Origin of the sequence: Caldicellulosiruptor diazotrophicus (assembly GCF_017347585.1) — a bacterium.
Lineage (GTDB): Bacteria > Bacillota > Thermoanaerobacteria > Caldicellulosiruptorales > Caldicellulosiruptoraceae > Caldicellulosiruptor > Caldicellulosiruptor diazotrophicus.
In genome coordinates this window covers 454495-473535 of record NZ_AP024480.1, presented here as the reverse complement: position 1 = coordinate 473535, position 19041 = coordinate 454495, and the positions used below count along the sequence as shown (strand labels likewise).

The following is a 19041-nucleotide window of genomic DNA, read 5'->3' as shown; positions in this document are numbered from 1 at the left end:
CGCAAATTCCTATGAAAGACATTTGGTTATATTATAAACCTGCTCAAATCTTTGTCCTTTATAATATCTGAAACTTTTGAATATACATAATCCTTGTCAATTACAAGGTCTATAGGCTTTTCAACATTTGCATATTCAAAAGAAATGTCTTCCATTATCTTTTCAACAACAGTGTGAAGTCTTCGCGCACCAATATTCTCGCTCTGCTCATTTATCTTTACAGCAACTTTTGCAATTGCCTCTATTGCATCATCAGTAAAGGTAATGTTTACACCCTCTGTTTTCATAAGCTCAATATATTGTTTTATAATTGCATTCTTCGGCTGGGTAAGTATCTTTTTAAAATCCTCTTCTGACAAAGGATTCAGCTCCACAACAACCGGGAACCTTCCCTGAAGTTCTGGTATCAGGTCAGAAACCTTTGCAACATGAAAAGCTCCAGCTGCAATAAACAGAATATGGTCTGTCTTTACAGGACCGTATTTTGTCATAACAGTGCTTCCTTCAACAATGGGAAGAATGTCTCTTTGCACACCTTCTCTTGACACATCAGGACCAACGCTTGAACCTTTTCCTGCAATCTTGTCTATCTCATCAATAAAGATGATCCCATGTTGCTCAGCTCTTTGAATAGCTTCTTTTATAACCTCATCCATGTCAATGAGCTTGTTGTATTCCTCCTGCTCTAAAACCTCACGCGCTTCTCTTATTGTCATCTTTTTCTTTTTCTTCTTCTTTGGAAATAGTGACCCAAAAACGTCCTGGAAAGAAATCCCCATCTCGTCAGAAATTGTACCCATAATCATTTCAAATGGTGGTTTTACAGTATCTTCAACCTCAACCTCAATCACCTTGTCCTCAAGCTCTCCAGAGCGAAGTTTTTCGCGCAAAATCTCTCTTTGCGTTCTGATATAGTCATCTGTTGTCTGAAAAGTCTGTTCTACTTCCTGCGTCGTAGTACCAAAAAGTGCTTCAAACGGATTTTTAAAACCCGCCTTTCTTGACTGAGGTTCAGGAATTAATATCTCCAAAATTCTGTCTTCAACAAGAGCTTTTGCCCTTTCTTTCATTCTCTCCATGTATTCGCTTTTCACAAGTGATATTGCATTCTCAACAAGGTCTCGAACCATTGAATCTACATCTCTTCCAACATATCCAACTTCAGTAAACTTTGTTGCTTCAACTTTTACAAATGGAGCGTTTACAAGTTTTGCAAGCCTTCTTGCAATCTCAGTCTTACCAACACCTGTTGGTCCAACCATCAAGATGTTCTTTGGTGTTATCTCATCCTGAAGCTCTTTTGGAAGTTTTGCTCGTCTGTACCTATTTCGAAGGGCAATGGCAACACACTTTTTTGCCCTATCTTGCCCAACTATATACTTATCAAGCTCTCTCACAATCTCCTGAGGAGTTAATTCAATCATATCTTATCACCTACAATTCCAAAACTGTAATGTTGTTGTTTGTGTACACACAAATAGACGCCGCAATCTCCAAAGCTTTTCTGGCAATCTCAGCAGCAGAAAGGTCTGTGCTTTGCAGCAGTGCCCTTGCAGCTGCCAAGGCATACGGTCCGCCAGAACCAATCGCAGCAATGTTGTCGTCTGGCTCTACAACCTCGCCACTTCCTGATACAACAAAAAGGTGTTCTTTGTCTGCTACAACCATGAGGGCTTCTAAGCGTCTTAGGACTTTATCCTGTCGCCACTCCTTTGCAAGCTCAACAACGCTCTTTTGCAAATTGCCACTATTTTGTTCAAGCTTTTCTTCAAACTTTTCACACAGAGTTATTGCGTCTGCAACAGAACCTGCAAAACCAACCAAAACCCTGCCATTGTAAAGTTTTCTAACCTTTTTGGCTGTCGATTTCATTATCATATTCTGGGAAAATGTAACCTGACCATCACCAGCTATGGCAACACTTTCGCCTTTTTTTACAGCCACTATTGTTGTTGCATGAAACATAGCTAACCTCCATAAACTTTAAATTATTCAAAAATTTTTTTGGCGACTTCTTTGCAAATGTCCAAAGATTTTTGTGCAATCAAAAGTTTTCTTTTTACCTTGTCTTTAATCTTTGCAATTTCATCATCAATTGATATTATACCATAGTTAGCGTTCATGGGCTGAAAATCTTTTTTGGGTGTTGTAATATACTCTATCAGAGATCCTATACAAGTGTTTGGTGGCAAACTCACAAGATCTTTTCCTAAAAGCTGTCTTGCTGCATTAATTCCTGCAACGATACCTGTTGCAGCAGATTCTAAATACCCTTCGACACCTGTTATTTGTCCTGCAAAAAATATGTTTGGATATTTTCTCAGAAAAAGGTATTTAGTCAGCACTTCAGGTGAGTTAATATAAGAATTTTTGTGCATCACACCATATCTTACAAACTCAGCATTCTCAAGGCCGGGAATGAGCCTAAAAACCCTTTTTTGTTCACCCCATTTGAGTCTTGTCTGAAACCCTACCATGTTATAAAGCTTTCCATCCTGCGTGTCTTTTCTAAGCTGTACAACAGCGTACGGCATCTTCCCAGTCCTTGGGTCAATAATTCCAACCGGCTTTAGTGGACCAAACCTCATTGTGTCAATACCACGTCTTGCCATCTCTTCAATCGGCATACAGCCTTCAAACAGCAGGTCCTTTTCAAAGTCTTTAACTTCAATAACCTCTGCATTAACAAGTTCCCAGTAAAACCTTTCATATTCTTCTTTGGTCATTGGACAGTTTATATAGTCATTTGAACCTTTGTTATAGCGTGAGGCAAAAAACGCCTTTGAAAAGTCTATGGAGTCTTTGAGCACAATTGGGGATGCTGCATCAAAAAAATAAAGGTTTCTGCTATTACATAGCTTTGAAATATCACAAAGAAGACTTTCTGTGGTAAGTGGACCTGTACATACAACCACTACCTTATCTCTTGGAACTTCTGTTACCTCTTCATGGATAACTTCAATTAGTTCATTTTGGCTAATCTTTTGAGTTATATACTCTGAAAACTTATACCTATCAACTGCCAAAGCCTGTCCTGCCTCAACTGAAGTTGCCTGGGCAGCTTCCATCACAAGCGAACCGAACACCTTCATCTCTTCTTTTAAAAGCCCAGATGCATTTGTCAAAAGCTTGGATTTTAAAGAATTGCTGCACACAAGCTCTGCAAAGGTATCTATTTTGTGTGCAGGCGAAAACTTTTTGGGTTTCATCTCAAAAAGCTTTACCTTTATTCCAAACTTTGTGATTACATTTGCTGCCTCAACACCTGCAAGCCCCGCTCCAACAACTACAATTTCCATATCAATTACTCACCTTTTTCCTCTATTTTTCTTCGTAAGCACAACTCTCATTTGAACATATAATCTTTTTATTCCCTTTTCTTCCCTTTTCAAACATGAGACTGCCACACTTTGGACAGTTTTTGGCTGGCTTTTCCCATAAAATGAGGTCACAGTCAGGATATCCTTCGCACGTGTAATATCTCTTGCCTTTTTTGGACTTTTTTTCTATTACCCTTTTGCCGCACTTTGGACACAACACATCAAGGTAATCGTAATAAGGTTTTGTGTTTTTGCATTCAGGATATCCTGGACATGCCAAAAACTTCCCGTATCTGCCTTTTTTTATCACCATTTTTCTTCCACAGTTTTCGCATACAATGTCTGTCTCCTCATCCTCAACCTTAACCTTTAGCAAAGTAGCTCGTGCTATCTCAAGTTCCTTTTCAAGTGGCTGGTAGTATTTTTTTACAACCTCAGTCCACTCAAGCTTTCCTTCCTCAATCTTGTCAAGATTGCTCTCAAGTTCTGCAGTAAATTCAATGTCTATTATGTCTTTGAAATATTCTTTAAGTATATTTGTTACAAGTTTACCAAGCTCTGTTGGTTTTAAAAACCTGTCTTCTTTGACAACATATCCTCTCTCCAGAATTGTCTGGATTGTTGGAGCGTACGTGCTCGGTCTTCCTATCCCTTTTTCTTCTAAAGCTTTTATTAAGGTAGCTTCAGTATAGCGAGAAGGCGGTTGAGTAAAATGCTGTTTGTTCTCAAGTTTTATGGGCTTTAAAACCTCTCCTTCACTAATTTCTGGAAGCTGATTCTCCTCTTCTTCATCTTCTGTATCCTTGCCTTCAACATATACTTCCATAAACCCTGCAAACTTGAGTTTTGACCCTGTGAGCTTAAAAATATAGCCTTCCACTTCAAGCTCGGCTGACAGAGCCTCATAAATACTGCTTTCCATCTGCGATGCCAAAAACCTGTCATAAATGAGTTTATACAACTTGTACTGGTCAGGTGTCAGAGAATCTTTTATACTCTCAGGGTCCATCTCTAAGTAGGTGGGTCTTATAGCCTCATGAGCATCTTGCGCATCTTTTTTTGTTTTGTAAACCCTCGGCTTTTCGGGAAGATATTCTCTACCAAACTTCTGTAGGATAAGGTTTCTTGCCGCCTGCTGTGCCTCCTCAGAAACCCTTGTAGAATCTGTTCTCATGTATGTTATAAGTCCAACACTTCCTTCTCCTTTTATCTCAACGCCTTCATACAGCATCTGCGCAACCGCCATTGTCTTTGCAGGAGTAAACCTCAGTTTTCTTGATGCCTCCTGCTGAAGTGTGCTTGTGATAAAAGGCGGAGGCGGATTTTTCTTTTTCTCCGATACCTTTATCTTTACAACCTTGAACTCCTTGTTTTTTATCTTTTCTTCAATCTCTTGGACCTGACCTTGGTTTTTTAGCTCTATCTTCCCTTTCTTATCTCCATAGAACTTTGCTTTAAACTCTTGGGCATCTTTTTTAAATACCGCTTCTAATGTCCAGTATTCTTCAGGCTTAAAATTTTCTATCTCCTCTTCCCTTTCAACCACAAGCCTTGTTGCAACAGACTGCACTCTTCCTGCAGAAAGTCCACCTTTGACTTTCTCCCACAAAAATGGACTTAGCTTGTATCCAACAAGTCTGTCTAAAACTCTTCTGGCTTGCTGGGCATTAACTAAGTTATGGTCAATAGGCCTTGCGTTTTTTAAAGATTCTTGGACAGCTTTTTTGGTTATCTCGTTGAATGTAATTCTTACATTATCATTTGTATCAAGCCCTAAAATAGTTGCTAAATGCCATGAGATTGCCTCGCCTTCCCTGTCGGGGTCTGTTGCAAGGTAAACTTTTTCTGCTTCTTGTGCAGATTTTTTTAGCCTGTTTATTACATCTGCTTTACCTCTAATGTTTATATACTTAGGGGCAAAACCATTTTCTATGTCAACACCCAAATCACTTTTGGGAAGGTCTCTAACATGTCCCATTGAAGCTTCTACCTTAAATTCTTTGCCAAGATACTTCGCAATTGTTTTTGCCTTTGCAGGTGACTCAACAATGACCAGTTTTTTCAACAGAATTTTACCCCCTGTAAATAGAATTTTTTAAAGCTTAGAAATTATGTTTCCTCGTCCTCTTACAACCTTTGATTTTATCTCCAACGAAGTAATTAAACTTGCAAGCTTGCCAGGTTCCCATCCTGTTAACGCAATCAAACTTTCTACATGCATTTCTCCATTTTCATTTAAAAGCTTTATCAATATTTTCTCATCATTCGTCAACTCTTCTTCATCTTCACTTGTATCAAAACTTAGCTGGGTAGGTTTTAAAGAATAAATCTGCTTTAAATCTTCAAGAAAATCCTCATATGAACATATAATCCTTGCACCTTCTTTTATGAGCCTATTTGTTCCACTACTCTTTTGCGAAAAAATGTTACCAGGCACTGCAAATACCTCTTTCCCCTGCTCCAAAGCAAAGTCAACAGTAGAAAAAGTACCACTTTTAGTTGATGCTTCAATTACAACCAAACAAGGTGAAAACATTGCAACAATCCTGTTTCTCTGCGGAAAGTTCATTTTCTCTGGCAAAGTACCTGGCAAAAACTCAGATACCACACATCCATTTTCTATAATCTGTCGGTAAAGCTTTAAATTTTCTTTGGGATACACAATATCAACTCCGCAGCCCAAAACAGCTACTGTCTTCCCATTTTCAAGTGCTCCTGTATGACAAAAACTGTCAATACCCTTTGCCATTCCGCTAACAACTAAAATCCCTAATGAAGCCAAAAGGCTTGCCAGCTCTTTTGCAACTTTCTTGCCATAATAAGTAGGTTCTCGTGTGCCAACCATTGATATTTTTCGCGGAAATTTAAGAAGCTTTGCATCCCCTTTTACAAAGAGCATAACTGGTGCATGGTCAAAAACTTTGAACTCATCAGGATACAGCCTATCGTCTTCAAGTATTATATTTATACTATTTCTCTCACAAAATTCAAGAATTTTTTCAGCCTCTGCAGTATCAGAGTTTTTTATCTCATCTTTAAGATGTCCAAAAATACCTTCTACTTCTAATTCTTTTCTGTTAAAATAAGCCTCTTTTAGAGTTTTGTATTTATTTTTTATCTGCCTGAACTTCTTAGGGCCTATCCCTTTTATGCTGTAAAGCCACAAAGAATAAATGAGTTCTTCTCTGTTCATTTTCTACCTCATCCCAAACCAATTTGTAAATTAATCCTTCCCCTTTATAACTCCAAGCGGCTCCATTTTAGCAACAGGAGTAGCAAGCCGCGATGTAATTACTGAATTTATCACAAGTTCAATGTCTTTGTAACTCTGAGGACTTTCGTCCAAAAAGTCTTTGAGGTTTTTGGTGTTTATAAGAATCTCTCCGCTCTGCCCCTGTTTTAATGCTTTTGAAAATTCTTCGATGGAGACTGTCTTTTTTGCCTTTGTGCGCGATAAAACCCTGCCTGCTCCATGGTTTACCGTGTGATAGCTGATTATGTTGTCCTGTATTCCTTTCATCAGGTATGAACTTGAACCCATGCTGCCAGGTAAAATCACAGGATGTCCTGTATCAGCAAATTTAGGATTTGGAATCAAATAATGGTTTGGCGGGAGTGCTCTTGTCGCTCCTTTTCTTATAACAAGCTTTTCTCTGTTTGCAAATCTTTCCATGTACGCAATGTTATGAGCAACGTCATACAAAACCCAAGCGTCAATTGAGTGTTTTTCTAAGACTGATATTATGAAATTGCTCATATAGTGTCTATTTATCTTTGCATATATAGCTGCTGACTGCATAGCTTTAATATAATCTTTTGCAACCTTGTTGTCAATTGGCAAAAAGGTAAGCTGCGGGTCGGGTGTTGTGATACCTTTGGATTTCATGACATCTTTGAATTTCCTCTGATAATAATCACCAACAACCGATCCAAACCTTCGCGAACCAGAATGTATCATCACAACAAACTGCCCATCAAAAAGTCCCCACTTTTGAGCTGTTTCTTTGTCCAGCACATGAAGTTTTTGAAACTCAATAAAGTGATTTCCTCCACCCAATGTTGCAAACTGCTCTTTGCCAATCTCATAAGCCTCATCCGGTATTGTGTCAAGGTCAAACTCATGAATGAGAACCATCTTGTCTGAAATATCCTTATCAATCTCTGTATTTTGCAGATACTCTTCATACTTTGCCTTGGAAAGTACAATCTTCTTATTTTTCTTTCCAACACCTGTTGGAATTAAATCTTCTACCTCATTCATTATTTTCTTCAAAAGTGCTTTATCTATATCATCTGCAAACTTGTCTGTCAGTATCAATCTCATACCACAGCCTATGTCAACACCAACAATTGTTGGTGAAATCCACGCCTTTGACATGTCCCAGACAATTATTGTCCCAATCGAAGTTCCTTTGCCTATGTGTGCATCTGGTGTGTAACCCAAAAACTCTACATTTGGAATTTGGGAGGCGTTTTTTGCCTGCTGAAGCACCCCTTCGTCAAGGTCCTTTAAAATCTCTTCTGTCATGAAGAATATCGCATAGTCGTTTGTATAAACACCATCTCTTATCTTTTTCATAAAAAACCTTCACCACCATATCTAATTTTTAATCTTCATTAATAGCTTGCAATATATTAAAATGAAACATCTCGTTTTTTATTTCCTTGCTTTTTTGATAGGAAGTATTCCTTGTTTCGTATATTATCACAAAGAAATTTTTTAATAAAGACATTACCCATTTTTATGATAACAATCCAGGTGCCACAAATGCATTCAGAGTAGCAGGAATAAAAAATACGATAAAAAAAGCAAGCTATCCCTTTTTAAGGAAATAGCTTGCTTTTAACTAAAATTTATTCTACTTACCTTATCTTTTGACCTCTTCAATTACAGACAAATCAACCTTATTTTGAGGAATACCTTGTTTTCTCTGCTCCCAGAGCTTATCTGCAACCCTGCCCCAAGCCTCCGAATATTCAATAAGTTTGTTTGCAAGTTCTTCAGCCGTTTCTGTCTCACCGCCAATCTGAGTTGGACGTGCACCTGCTTCTTCAACAATCTTCTTGAGCTTGAGCGGATTGTCTATCATAGGACATGGTCGCAGATGGTTTTCATTAAATGGAATATTCCTCCTGTATGCCATAAACAGTGGAGATTTTAAAGCATCCAAAAGCGAACATTCTTTTATATTGACGTTTGAAAAATGGATAAATGCGCAAGGTTCAACATCACCGTTTGCGTTGATATGGAGATATCTTCTTCCGCCTGCAATGCACCCACCAGCAGGCTCTCCATCGTTCCAGAAATCAAGCACAAATATTGGTTTTGACCATCTTATTTCTTCTATTCTTCTATACATATACGCTCTTTGCTCTGGCGTTGCCATGTATGATATATCCGCATCCTTACCAACAGGAACATATGTGAAGTACCATCCAAACTTAGCACCTTTTTCTATCAAAAAGTCTATATATTCATCAGAAGATACCTCTTCAACGTTATACCTGTGATATGTTGTTGAAAATCCAAACACAATACCTGCTTCTTTTAGTTTTTCCATTGCTGTGACAACCTTTTTAAATACACCTGGCCCACGTCTTTCATCTGTTGACTTTTCAAAACCATCTATGCTAATTGCAAATGCCAAGTTGCCTACTTTTGCAACCTTATTGATGAAATCATCATCAATCAAAGTAGTATTTGTAAATGACAGGAATACTGTGTCTTCGTACTTTTCACAAAGCTTAAGAATATCATCTTTCCTCAGAAGTGGCTCTCCACCTGAGAAGATTATAAAGTAAATCCCAAGATCCTGAGCTTCTTTTACAACTCTGTCAAGTATTTCATAGTCAAGTTTTGCAGCCTTATGATACTCTCCTGCCCAGCAACCTTTGCAGTGCAGGTTACAAGCAGCTGTCGGGTCAATCAAAATAGCGTATGGAATGTTTATATCGTATTTCTTAATGAGCTCTAATTGCTTTGGTACACCAATAAAGCCTGCATTTAAGAAGAAATTGATAAGAATTCTCTCTCTTACCTTTGGATTTGTCTCTTTAATAATTCTCATTGCATAGTGATGCCAAGAACTATTGGGGTCAAGCAAATACTTTTTCGCATTCTGTATATACCATTTGTCTCTATCACGCCTTACTATCTTTTCTGTAAGGTCCAAAATCTTGCCTATGTTCTCTTCAGGATTGTTTGAAAGATATCTAATTACCTGCTTTAGCACTGCTTCACCTATTATTTTCTTCGGAAGTTCCATATACTTATCACCCCTTTTTTTCTGCTTGAATTTAATTATAACTCTCTTGTTTATAATGTGTCAATAGTTATATATGCATATGTGTATATAAATATGTTTATTTTTTTTCTAAAACGTGATATAATGTTACTTGTCATAACTACATCTTGAGCAAAGGGGAGCAAAAATGACAAGGCTGAATGAAATTTTGTACGCTCTTTCAGACACAACAAGGCTTAGAATTTTAAATATATTGGCCCACCGCGAACAAAATGTAAGCAGTCTTGTTCAGTTGATTCAAGAAAGTCAGCCAAAAGTGTCACGCCACCTTGCTTATCTTAAAAATGTCGGGCTTATAGAGGCAAGAAACCAGGCACAAAAAAGAATTTATTCAATTAAAGCAGATGTGTTTGAAAAATACCCATTTTTAAAAGCTCTTATTTGTGACCTTTCCAAGGTTGAAATATTTGCAAATGATTTAAAGCTACTTTACTCTACAACTTAGTTTCTCTTATTGTTATTGAAAATTGAGTTTTAAAATTAAAAAGAAAAAAGGACTGTCCCATAAGACGAACGTGGGGTAGTCCCTTCTTTATAATATTTGTTTGTACATAATTAAATAATAAGCACTCAAAATATTTTTAGCCAGCTACTTTAATATTATTTTGCCCCAAAATATAGTTAATAAACTTGTCATTTTTCAAATTCAATTTTTTTGTAATTGCTTTTAAAATAACGGTAAATAGTTTCCATAAAACAAAGCCCATAAAAACACCAAAGGTATTTAAAATAATATCATTTATATCACATGTTCTGTACAGGAATTTTATCAAAAAAGAAATAAGTAGTTGAAGTAATTCAATACTTATTGAAAAAGCCATACCTTTCAATAATACCTTTTTTATTGACTTATTTCTTAATAGTGGCAATAAAAAACCAAAAGGAACTGTAAGCAAAATGTTATAATAAAATCGTCTATTTAAAGTAATATTAGCAAATGGTTTTATATTCATTGTTGAAAGAATATCTATCTTTGAAGATATTTCTCTAATGGTTGGTGAAAAGATAGGAATTGGGAATATAGTTTATTCTGTCTTCAAAATTCCACTACCTTTTATATTGTATCCATCATCTTCTATTTTGTAAAATACAAGATAATATTGTCCTGACTTTTGTTCACCAAAAGATTTTGAAAAGTCGACTTCTGTTCCTTCAGGTAATTGTGGTATAACATCTCCCTTTCCAACATTTTCATCAAGTCCAAAACTTGATTTCCAAACTTCATACTTAATTCTATTTGGAGTTTCACCAAACCAGCTATCTTTAGAATAAATCCATATTTTCTCAATTGCGCTCATTTTCCCAACATCCATTTTATGATATATACCATTTTCAGCTCCATTTACGTATCGATAATCCATTGCAAAACTCAAGCTACTTGTATTTGCAAATGAAGGTAGTGAACATACACAACACACAATTAAAATTATTATGGTTGATAAATACTTTTCTGCGCTATATCACCTCTTATTAGATATATTTACAATATTACTATTATAAGCTTTTGTTTTTTATTTGTCAAATACATTTTAAAAATTTTGCTTTTTTATTAGGTAACTCTTGTTTTTCTCAAAATATTATGTATAATATATTTAGTTGCAAACTTTTTGCAAGTAGGTGGAAGGAATGATAAACCAGGAAATTAAGTCTATTTTAAATTTACACAATATCAAAGCTACCTGGCAAAGGATTGAAATATACAAGGTTTTAAATAGTTCAAATCAATGTTTATCAGCTGATGAAATACTCAATATGCTAAAAAACAAAAACCTGAAAATTGACCTTGCAACTGTATATAGAAACCTCGAACTTTTTGTTCAAAATGGAATTGCAGTGAAATCCATTATAAATAGAAAACATTTTTTTGAAATAAAGAAAAATGAGCATCATCACTATTTTGTATGTATAAAATGCAATGCAAAAGCCGAAATTGTAGACTGTAAGATAAATCTAATTGAAGAGGAACTAAACCAAAAGAACTTTAAAATTCTAGACCACAATTTAGAAGTGTATGGTATATGCAATAAATGTTGTGGGAGGGAAAATGAATGAAGAGGATAAAGCTGTTAACTTTTCTCCTTCTTATTAGCTTCATGGTTTTCTTAAGTGGATGCAAAAATGAAGTTTTAACTACAAACAAAGGCACAGTCTACACTACAATCTATCCTTTGTATTCTATTACAAAACTTATAGCAGGGCAGAAGATAACAGTTGAAAAGCTTGTTAAAGACGGTGCAGAAATTCACTCATTTGAACCATCTTCCCGTGATATTGCCAAGCTCACATCAGCAAAAGCAGTGATATATCTTGGGCTTGTTGATGAGTGGGTTAAAAAACCTCTTGAGAGAACAAAGGTCAAAATCTTTAGAGCATCTGAAGGTATAAAGTTTTTAGATAGTGACCCTCATATATGGACATCACCAAGGCTTTTGAAGACAATAACAAGAAATATTGAAAATGCCTTGATAAGCTTAGATCCAAAAAACAAAAGTTATTACCAACAAAATTCTTCAAAGTTGATTTCAAATCTTGATAAACTTGATAAGGAATTTTCTTCTGTTGTGAAAAACTCAAATAGAAAAGAATTTCTAATTGCTCATCCCTCTTTTGGATATTTAGCAAGAGATTACAGCCTCAAGCAGTATTCAATTACCGGTGTGAACGAGGAAGAAGAACCTTCGGCTCAAAAAATGAAAGAGATTGTTCAGCTTATAAAGGAAAAAAACATAAAGTATATTTTAGTTGACCCAAATGAAAATTTGCCTGCTGTAAAGACTATCGCTAAAGACACTGGTATCAAAATTGTAAATATCTATGGAATGGGAATTGTAAATTCATCTCAAGCAAAAAATGAAACTATTCTCAGTCTTATGGAAAAGAACTTAAAAGCATTTGAGATGGTTTTAAAATAAATGTTGCAGGAGAGAAAATCAGAATGATTGAACTTATAGATGTAAACTTTTATATTGACCAGAAAAGAATCCTAAAAGACATAAACCTCAAAATTCAAAAAGGTGAGTTTGTTGCCATAGTCGGACCAAACGGTTCTGGTAAGAGCACACTTTTGAATATAATCTCTGGAATTTACTCTCCAACAACCGGAAAAAGACTAATATTTGGCAAGCAGCATCTTACCCCACAGGATAGGCAGAAAATATCCTTTGTTCCTCAAAAGGTCACAAATTTTAACCAGAGCTTCCCTTTGAGCGTTTTTGAAACTGTACTTTTAGGACTTGTGCCAAAAAAGGGATTGCTTCAGAGATTTTCAAAACAGGACTTAGAAAAAGCCGAAAGCATTTTAGAAAAGCTTCAAATAAAGCAGCTCAAAAACAGGCTCATTGGTCAACTTTCTGGCGGACAGCAGCAAAGAGTATTTTTAGCCCGCGCGCTCATATCAGATCCCCAAATACTTCTTTTAGATGAGCCAACTGTGGGAATAGACAGTCTCTCTGAGCAGCTTCTTTTTGAAATTCTTGGGGAGAAAAAGAAAGAAGGAACAACAATATTAATGGTAACACACGATGTGTATGCTGTAACCCAGCATGCTGATACCATAATCTGTATGGGGGATGGTATGATTTATACCGCTTGCAGCGCAAAAGAGTTTTCCCCCTCAAAGTTTGAAAGTGTGTACAAATACAAGATCAAGAAAATTGAGCACAGACACTCTTATACCAAAAAAGAACAAAATAACAGGATGTGATATTATGCTTCAATATGAATTTATGCAAAGGGCTTTTTTAGCAGGTGTGCTGGTTAGCATTATGACCTCGCTTGCTGGAAACTTTCTTGTTTTAAAGAGATTTTCACAGATGGGCGACTCTCTTTCACACACAGCAATTGTTGGTGTTGCAGCCTCCCTTCTTTTTAATTTTAGCCCGACCATTGGGGCAATTGTCTCAACCGTTGCATTTGCTTTGGCTATTGAATATTTCAAATCAAGATTTAAAAGGTTTGAAGAAATATCTCTTGCCCTTGTTTCAATCACGGCCCTGGGCCTTGCATCAGTTCTGTTTGGAATTTTAAAAAGCAGTAACAACTTGATGAGCTTCCTTTTTGGAAGCATAGTCGCAATTGGGAATGAAGATGTATGGATTATCTTTGCAGTATGCCTTGTAACAGTCACTTTTATAGTTATGTTTAGAAAAAGACTTATTCTTGCTACATTTGATGAAGTTAGCGCAAAGGTCTCGGGAATAAATACAAAACTACTTGATTTTTTTCTGAATATAATTTCAGCAACAATAATTGCTGTTTCACTTAAGATTGTGGGCGGTCTTTTAATCTCAAGCCTGATTGTTTTCCCAACAGCAATTGCGATGAGATTTTCAAAAAATTTTAGAATGCTTCAAGTAGTTTCACTTTTAGTATCTTTAATTGCAATAATAGCAGGACTTACTTCCTCTTACTATATCGATATCCCACCTGGCGGTGCCACAGTCTTGATATTTTTAGTTATATTTTTTATAGCTGAAATCATCAATATTACAAGAAAAAGATATTTTAAAAAAACTTCTAAATAAGTCTTCTTTCTAAAAGCCTGTAAGAGATTGCCTCTTGCAGGTGCTCTGCTTTTATCTCTTCGCTTTCTTCCAAATCAGCAATTGTTCTTGCAACTTTTAAAATTTTGGTATATCCTCTAAGCGACAGTCCCAAGGTATTAAATGCCTTTTCAAGAAGCTGCTTTTCTTTCTTTGAAAGTTTGCAAAATTTGTTTACAAGAGATCCTTTCATTTGAGAATTATAAAATATGCCAAGCCCTTTGAACCTTTCAAGCTGAATTTGTCTTGCTTTTTCTACCTCTTTTCTCATAGCTGCTGAATCTTTGCAAATTGAGGAATTGAAGTTTTCAAGCTTTACAGACTTTACTTCAACCTGAACATCAATTCTGTCCAAAATAGGTCCAGAAATCTTTCCAAGATACTGCTTAATTTGAGCAGGTGTGCATGTGCACTCCCTTTCATCTGACAAAAAATAACCACACTTGCAAGGGTTCATGCTACATACAAGCATAAACCTTGCAGGATATTCAATTGATGCATTTACTCTTGAAATTGTCACATATCCATCTTCAAGAGGCTGGCGAAGAACCTCAATTGTCTTTTTATCAAATTCGGGAAATTCATCCAAAAACAAAACGCCATTGTGGGCAAGTGAAACCTCACCTGGTTTTGGAACTCTACCGCCACCAATTATAGCAATTGATGAAGAGGTGTGATGAGGACTTCTAAAAGGCCTTGCAGTGATAAGCGCCTGACCATCTTTCAAAAGTCCTGCGCAGCTATAAATTTTTGTCACTTCTAAGCTCTCTTCAAAGGTCATTGGAGGTAAAATTGTAGGTATGCGCTGAGCAATCATGGTTTTGCCGCTTCCCGGCGGTCCAATTAAAAGAAGGTTGTGCATTCCTGCCACTGCTACCTCAACTGCTCTTTTGACATACTCTTGACCTTTGACCTCTGAAAAGTCAACATCATATGTAAAGGTATCAAGAAGATTCATCTCATCTATTTCAATCTTATAAGGTGTGGCACTCTGAGGATTATCCAAGATTTCAACAGTTTCTTTTAAAGTTTTTACAGGAAAAACATCAATTCCTTTCACAACGCTACACTCTGCCCTGTTTTCATAAGGAACAATAATCTTTTTGATACCATTTTCCAAAGCTGCGATTGTCATAAGTAAAGCCCCATCCACCCTTTTGACACTTCCATCAAGCGAGAGCTCTCCAATTATTGCAATCTCATACGGGCTAATTTTAGGGTTTATCTGCTCAGACGACTTTAGCACAGAAATAGCCACAGGCAAGTCAAAAGATGAGCCTTCCTTCCTGGTGCTTGCAGGTGCGAGATTAACAATTATTTTTCTGTTTGGAAATTCAAAACCACTGTTCTTTATTGCCACCCTTATTCTTTCTTTTGCCTCTTTTATAGTCACATCAGGAAGGCCAACTATATCAAAACTCGGCAGGCCATTTGACATGTCTGTTTCAACTGTAACAATATAGCCTTTTATGCCAAGGTAAGAAGATGTCAAAACTTTTGCAAGCATTTTTTATATAGCTTTTCCTTTCCTTTTTTTATTAAAACTTTATCACAGCAAACTTCATTTTTCAATATAAACAAAAAAGCCCTTTTTCAAGGGCTTATATTTTTGAAGATGGTGAGCCATCCGCGACTCGAACGCGGGACACCCAGCTTAAAAGGCTGGTGCTCTGCCTACTGAGCTAATGGCCCATATATAAGATGCATTGTTATTATAGCTGATGTCTGCTGACTCTACAATACCAAACTTTTGTTCGAAATATACAAACAATTAACTTAAAATGATTATACTGTAAAGTTTACAATAAATATCAATTATTTTGGACATACTTTTTTATACAACAAATATATTCTTCAAAATCTTGTATCTTTTCTTTTATAAACCTATAAACCAAACTATCATCAATTTCCCAATAAAGATGTACCAGTTTGTTTCTAAACTTTGCCATTTGAGAAAGCCTTGTGCTAAATTCGTCATTAATAATATCCAATTGAGCCAATGCCAAAAATATATCTACATATGTTTCAGGCGTTTTTATATTTTTACCTTTTGTTTGTTCTATTGAAATTATTCTATTTCCAATGTTGATACATGTTTCAATTGCAACTTGTAAATACCTCTGAGCCGCACCTTTTAAGATTTCATTTTTCATATATTCCTCGAAATCAACTTTTGATATATCTTTTAATAACTCTGTATATTTTTTTAAGAGCTTTAAATGAAATAATATTTTTTCGTCCATATCTTAAAAACAAACTCCTTTCAAAAAATCTTTATAAAGATTTTAAAAATTCTCTATAAAATTCTTCCCTATAAGGCTTTATATCAAGATATTTTGAAATGACCTCTGTTTGAAAGTCAACCATTTTTTCTGTATTGCTACAGTAAACTATCTTCCCAGTTTTTAATACTCCGTATCTAACAGATAAAGGTGCGTGATTAAGAATAACAAGATCAATTTCATCAGTTTTAAGCATTTTCATAAGCCCATCAAGAATTTCATTTTCAAGTTCTTCCACTATTGTTTTGGAAAGTTCCTTGTCAAATAAAATTGCTATGTCTATATCAGAAAGCGGAGTATACGTGCCCATTGCAAATGAACCAAAAAAATAAGCAGCAACAACCTTGTTCCCAAACCTGCTGAAAAATGCACCCAAATCTTTAATAACTTTTTTAGCATGATCAATATCAATTTTATTTCTTCTTATCACTTTCAAAGCACCTTCTATTATCAAATTTTTGTTCTACTTAACTTTTTTCACCTTCGTCTTATCCCCAAGTTTAGTTTAGAAAAATTGTAATACAACAACTTACCAACTAATCTTCTAACGAAAATATACTCTTGCAGATATAATGTGCAACCAACAAAGATAACAAAAAATCTATTCCAGGACTATTAGAATACTGAAATACAAACACAACTATAAACATAAGAAAAAATGAGATAATAAAAACACCACGTAGATAAGAGAGTGCACCTTTTCTGAGTTTCACTTTTTATCAACTCTCTCCTATAGTGATTCAAAGTTTTTTTAGAATTATTTTATCAAAAATTCCTGAGTTGTGCAATAAAAGAGGATGTCTTTCTGCAAGAACATCCTCTTTCTAATATTTTTAATTTACTCTTGAAATAAATCATTAACTTTCTAATTGCAAACATACCAATTTGAATTTAATTTTAAATCCAAATGGTTTAATGTATAGATACTCTTTTTTTGTATTTCGATAATAAATTCACACCTGCAACAAAAATTGCTGTTATAGATAGCAACAATGTCGCAACTAAAACATTTTTTATCTTTTCCTTTTTTTCAGTTGCAGTTTCAAACAAAGGTTTATATGGACTTCCACCCATTTTTATATTATCGGGATCTTTTTGCATCTCATCAAAATAATTCAGTATCTCTTTTGGTCTGTTATTCAACCCGTCTTTTATTTCATCAAAATGCCATATTTTTTTTCTATATATTTCTGGATTTGAAGAATCTGCAGCATCAGTGCACCACCAGTTCCCATCTTCAGATGCTACATATAATGATTTTTCTTGAGCGTCAACAATCTTAACGTTTTGTGGTTGTCCTTTGCTTCTTAAAAATTCTCTCATAAATATAATTGCTTCTCCTAACCCACTGTATCCCATTGTTGAATACGAAATAACATAAGAATAATTATTATTATCCCAACCAATTAACATGTATCCAACTGGTTTATCATCGTAATATATTATTCTTGCCCACTCTTTTTTAACAAACCCCTTTTTAAGTAAATCACTAAATGAACTAAATTCAAGATTTTCTATTTTCTTTCTAATATCTTCCTCAAAATAAAAAATTCTTGTATAACCATTAGAGGCTAATTTTGATTTATAAGGAAACTCAAATAATCTGTACACCTCATACTCATCACTTATTTTAAACTTTTTGAAATCATATGAAACCTTATTACCTGTAATTTCATCCAATTGTTTCTTAATAAAACTATTATCTCTATTTAGAAGTTCAAGCAGAGCGTTCAAATGAGATTCGGCAGTCAATTCTCTCCTGAGTTTCATAATTTCTTCATTATGATTTATAATAGAATCAAATTTTTCATATGCCAATATTGGTATACCGAATAATTGTATCAACATTATTGCTAAAATTATTATCAAAAGTATATTCCCTTTTTTCATATTTATTTCCTCCCCATTATTAGATAGCTCTGTAAACTCTCGCTGCATTATTTAATTCCCACTCAGAATCACCATCTCTCAATTCTAAATCAGATATAAATCTTAAACCTCCTATATCTGGATCCATGATTACAACATAATTTTGCATATATGCATTCACATCAAAATATTGCCATATTCCGCATATAACTGCAAAATGTGCACCTTTAACGTAAAAATGTCCACCTATTGGTCTTCTATAAGTTACTACTTGTTGAATAATTTGATCATATGAAATTGTCCAACCACTTACAGGTTTTATCTCTGAATAACCAACACCATAATAGTTGAGCGCTCTTTGTATATCAGAAAATCCTCCAGTTTTATTTACGTAACTTCCATAGATATATTTCACTATATCCCACTGTGTTGCCTCTCTCCCAAAACCTAAATAGTTTTTGCAATAGTACAATATCGACTCACACCCTGCTGCCCAGCACCAATTTGAATATGCCTGACTTACCTTTTTAACTGGAAGTTCAACATACGTAACTGTATTTTCTGCAAATGCATCACTAAGGTTCAGTAAGAGTAATGTAAAAAACACAATAGCACTAATCACGATTCTTTTGTACCTTCCCTTTTTTAGTAATTTTTTGACCATATCTTCTCACCCTTTCGTTTTTTAATTCTATTTCATTTAAGAACCTTTAATTATAATCTA

General features: G+C 35.2%; 21 protein-coding genes and 1 tRNA gene. 6 read left to right on the top strand and 16 right to left on the bottom strand.

Annotated elements, in window-relative coordinates; genetic code table 11:
- Positions 1-26 precede the first annotated feature (26 nt).
- Genes hslU through CaldiYA01_RS02025 form a run of 6 tightly spaced genes read right to left on the bottom strand, consistent with a single transcriptional unit; the run spans position 27 to position 7899 of the window.
- Complete coding sequence (hslU, locus tag CaldiYA01_RS02050) at positions 27-1424, bottom strand: ATP-dependent protease ATPase subunit HslU (RefSeq protein ID WP_207180828.1); 1398 nt, start codon at positions 1422-1424, stop codon at positions 27-29.
- Positions 1425-1434: 10 nt separating this feature from the next.
- On the bottom strand, positions 1435-1965 hold the full coding sequence (gene hslV / locus CaldiYA01_RS02045; RefSeq protein ID WP_207180826.1) for an ATP-dependent protease subunit HslV: 531 nt from the start codon (positions 1963-1965) through the stop codon (positions 1435-1437).
- Between the two features lie 23 nt (positions 1966-1988).
- Positions 1989-3299: a methylenetetrahydrofolate--tRNA-(uracil(54)-C(5))-methyltransferase (FADH(2)-oxidizing) TrmFO gene (gene trmFO / locus CaldiYA01_RS02040; protein ID WP_207180824.1), complete on the bottom strand. Its 1311-nt coding sequence runs from the start codon at positions 3297-3299 to the stop codon at positions 1989-1991.
- A gap of 22 nt (positions 3300-3321) precedes the next feature.
- A complete protein-coding gene (gene topA, locus CaldiYA01_RS02035) occupies positions 3322-5388 on the bottom strand; it encodes a type I DNA topoisomerase (RefSeq protein ID WP_408612168.1) in 2067 nt (688 codons plus the stop codon).
- Positions 5389-5415: 27 nt separating this feature from the next.
- Positions 5416-6513, bottom strand: a complete 1098-nt coding sequence (dprA, locus tag CaldiYA01_RS02030) for a DNA-processing protein DprA (protein WP_207180814.1) — start codon at positions 6511-6513, stop codon at positions 5416-5418.
- A gap of 30 nt (positions 6514-6543) precedes the next feature.
- Complete coding sequence (locus CaldiYA01_RS02025; RefSeq protein ID WP_207180806.1) at positions 6544-7899, bottom strand: RtcB family protein; 1356 nt, start codon at positions 7897-7899, stop codon at positions 6544-6546.
- A gap of 122 nt (positions 7900-8021) precedes the next feature.
- Between CaldiYA01_RS02025 and CaldiYA01_RS12530 the strand changes: the two genes are divergently transcribed.
- A complete protein-coding gene (locus tag CaldiYA01_RS12530) occupies positions 8022-8156 on the top strand; it encodes a glycerol-3-phosphate acyltransferase (protein ID WP_307729597.1) in 135 nt (44 codons plus the stop codon).
- Between the two features lie 32 nt (positions 8157-8188).
- On the opposite strand, the gene CaldiYA01_RS02015 is transcribed toward CaldiYA01_RS12530, so the two are convergent.
- The gene (locus tag CaldiYA01_RS02015) at positions 8189-9586 is read right to left on the bottom strand and encodes a radical SAM protein (protein ID WP_207180804.1); all 1398 of its coding nucleotides are present in this window, start codon (positions 9584-9586) and stop codon (positions 8189-8191) included.
- A 166-nt stretch (positions 9587-9752) separates the two neighbouring features.
- Between CaldiYA01_RS02015 and CaldiYA01_RS02010 the strand changes: the two genes are divergently transcribed.
- Positions 9753-10070: an ArsR/SmtB family transcription factor gene (locus CaldiYA01_RS02010; protein WP_207180801.1), complete on the top strand. Its 318-nt coding sequence runs from the start codon at positions 9753-9755 to the stop codon at positions 10068-10070.
- Between the two features lie 136 nt (positions 10071-10206).
- On the opposite strand, the gene CaldiYA01_RS02005 is transcribed toward CaldiYA01_RS02010, so the two are convergent.
- Positions 10207-10608, bottom strand: a complete 402-nt coding sequence (locus CaldiYA01_RS02005) for a VanZ family protein (protein WP_269076408.1) — start codon at positions 10606-10608, stop codon at positions 10207-10209.
- 42 nt (positions 10609-10650) lie between these two features.
- Entirely contained in the window at positions 10651-10986 is a 336-nt protein-coding gene (locus CaldiYA01_RS02000; RefSeq protein WP_207180799.1) for a hypothetical protein, read from the bottom strand.
- A 265-nt stretch (positions 10987-11251) separates the two neighbouring features.
- Here CaldiYA01_RS02000 and CaldiYA01_RS01995 point away from each other — a divergent pair, with 265 nt between their 5' ends.
- From CaldiYA01_RS01995 to CaldiYA01_RS01980, 4 genes are read left to right on the top strand one after another with little or no spacing between them, the layout of a single operon-like run.
- Positions 11252-11677, top strand: coding sequence for a Fur family transcriptional regulator (locus CaldiYA01_RS01995; RefSeq protein WP_207180797.1), 426 nt, complete (start codon positions 11252-11254; stop codon positions 11675-11677).
- The gene (locus tag CaldiYA01_RS01990) at positions 11674-12537 is read left to right on the top strand and encodes a metal ABC transporter substrate-binding protein (RefSeq protein WP_207180796.1); all 864 of its coding nucleotides are present in this window, start codon (positions 11674-11676) and stop codon (positions 12535-12537) included. The genes CaldiYA01_RS01995 and CaldiYA01_RS01990 overlap by 4 nt, the downstream gene beginning before the upstream one ends.
- A 23-nt stretch (positions 12538-12560) precedes the next feature.
- A complete protein-coding gene (locus CaldiYA01_RS01985; protein ID WP_207180787.1) occupies positions 12561-13328 on the top strand; it encodes a metal ABC transporter ATP-binding protein in 768 nt (255 codons plus the stop codon).
- Between the two features lie 4 nt (positions 13329-13332).
- Entirely contained in the window at positions 13333-14148 is an 816-nt protein-coding gene (locus CaldiYA01_RS01980) for a metal ABC transporter permease (RefSeq protein WP_207180785.1), read from the top strand.
- Here CaldiYA01_RS01980 and CaldiYA01_RS01975 read toward each other — a convergent pair.
- From CaldiYA01_RS01975 to CaldiYA01_RS01945, 7 genes are all read right to left on the bottom strand, one after another.
- Complete coding sequence (locus CaldiYA01_RS01975; protein WP_207180783.1) at positions 14141-15673, bottom strand: YifB family Mg chelatase-like AAA ATPase; 1533 nt, start codon at positions 15671-15673, stop codon at positions 14141-14143. The two genes, CaldiYA01_RS01980 and CaldiYA01_RS01975, sit on opposite strands and share 8 nt — an antisense overlap.
- Positions 15674-15782: 109 nt before the next feature.
- Positions 15783-15858 (bottom strand) — tRNA-Lys (locus CaldiYA01_RS01970).
- Between the two features lie 119 nt (positions 15859-15977).
- Positions 15978-16409, bottom strand: coding sequence for a type VII toxin-antitoxin system HepT family RNase toxin (gene hepT / locus CaldiYA01_RS01965; protein ID WP_207180781.1), 432 nt, complete (start codon positions 16407-16409; stop codon positions 15978-15980).
- Between the two features lie 31 nt (positions 16410-16440).
- On the bottom strand, positions 16441-16878 hold the full coding sequence (mntA, locus tag CaldiYA01_RS01960) for a type VII toxin-antitoxin system MntA family adenylyltransferase antitoxin (protein ID WP_207180779.1): 438 nt from the start codon (positions 16876-16878) through the stop codon (positions 16441-16443).
- 106 nt (positions 16879-16984) lie between these two features.
- The gene (locus tag CaldiYA01_RS01955; RefSeq protein WP_207180777.1) at positions 16985-17161 is read right to left on the bottom strand and encodes a hypothetical protein; all 177 of its coding nucleotides are present in this window, start codon (positions 17159-17161) and stop codon (positions 16985-16987) included.
- 199 nt (positions 17162-17360) lie between these two features.
- Positions 17361-18338 carry a hypothetical protein gene (locus CaldiYA01_RS01950; protein WP_207180775.1) on the bottom strand — a complete coding sequence of 326 codons (978 nt, stop codon included), beginning with the start codon at positions 18336-18338 and terminating at the stop codon, positions 17361-17363.
- A 19-nt stretch (positions 18339-18357) separates the two neighbouring features.
- Positions 18358-18981: a papain-like cysteine protease family protein gene (locus CaldiYA01_RS01945; RefSeq protein WP_207180773.1), complete on the bottom strand. Its 624-nt coding sequence runs from the start codon at positions 18979-18981 to the stop codon at positions 18358-18360.
- Between the last annotated feature and the right edge of the window lie 60 nt (positions 18982-19041).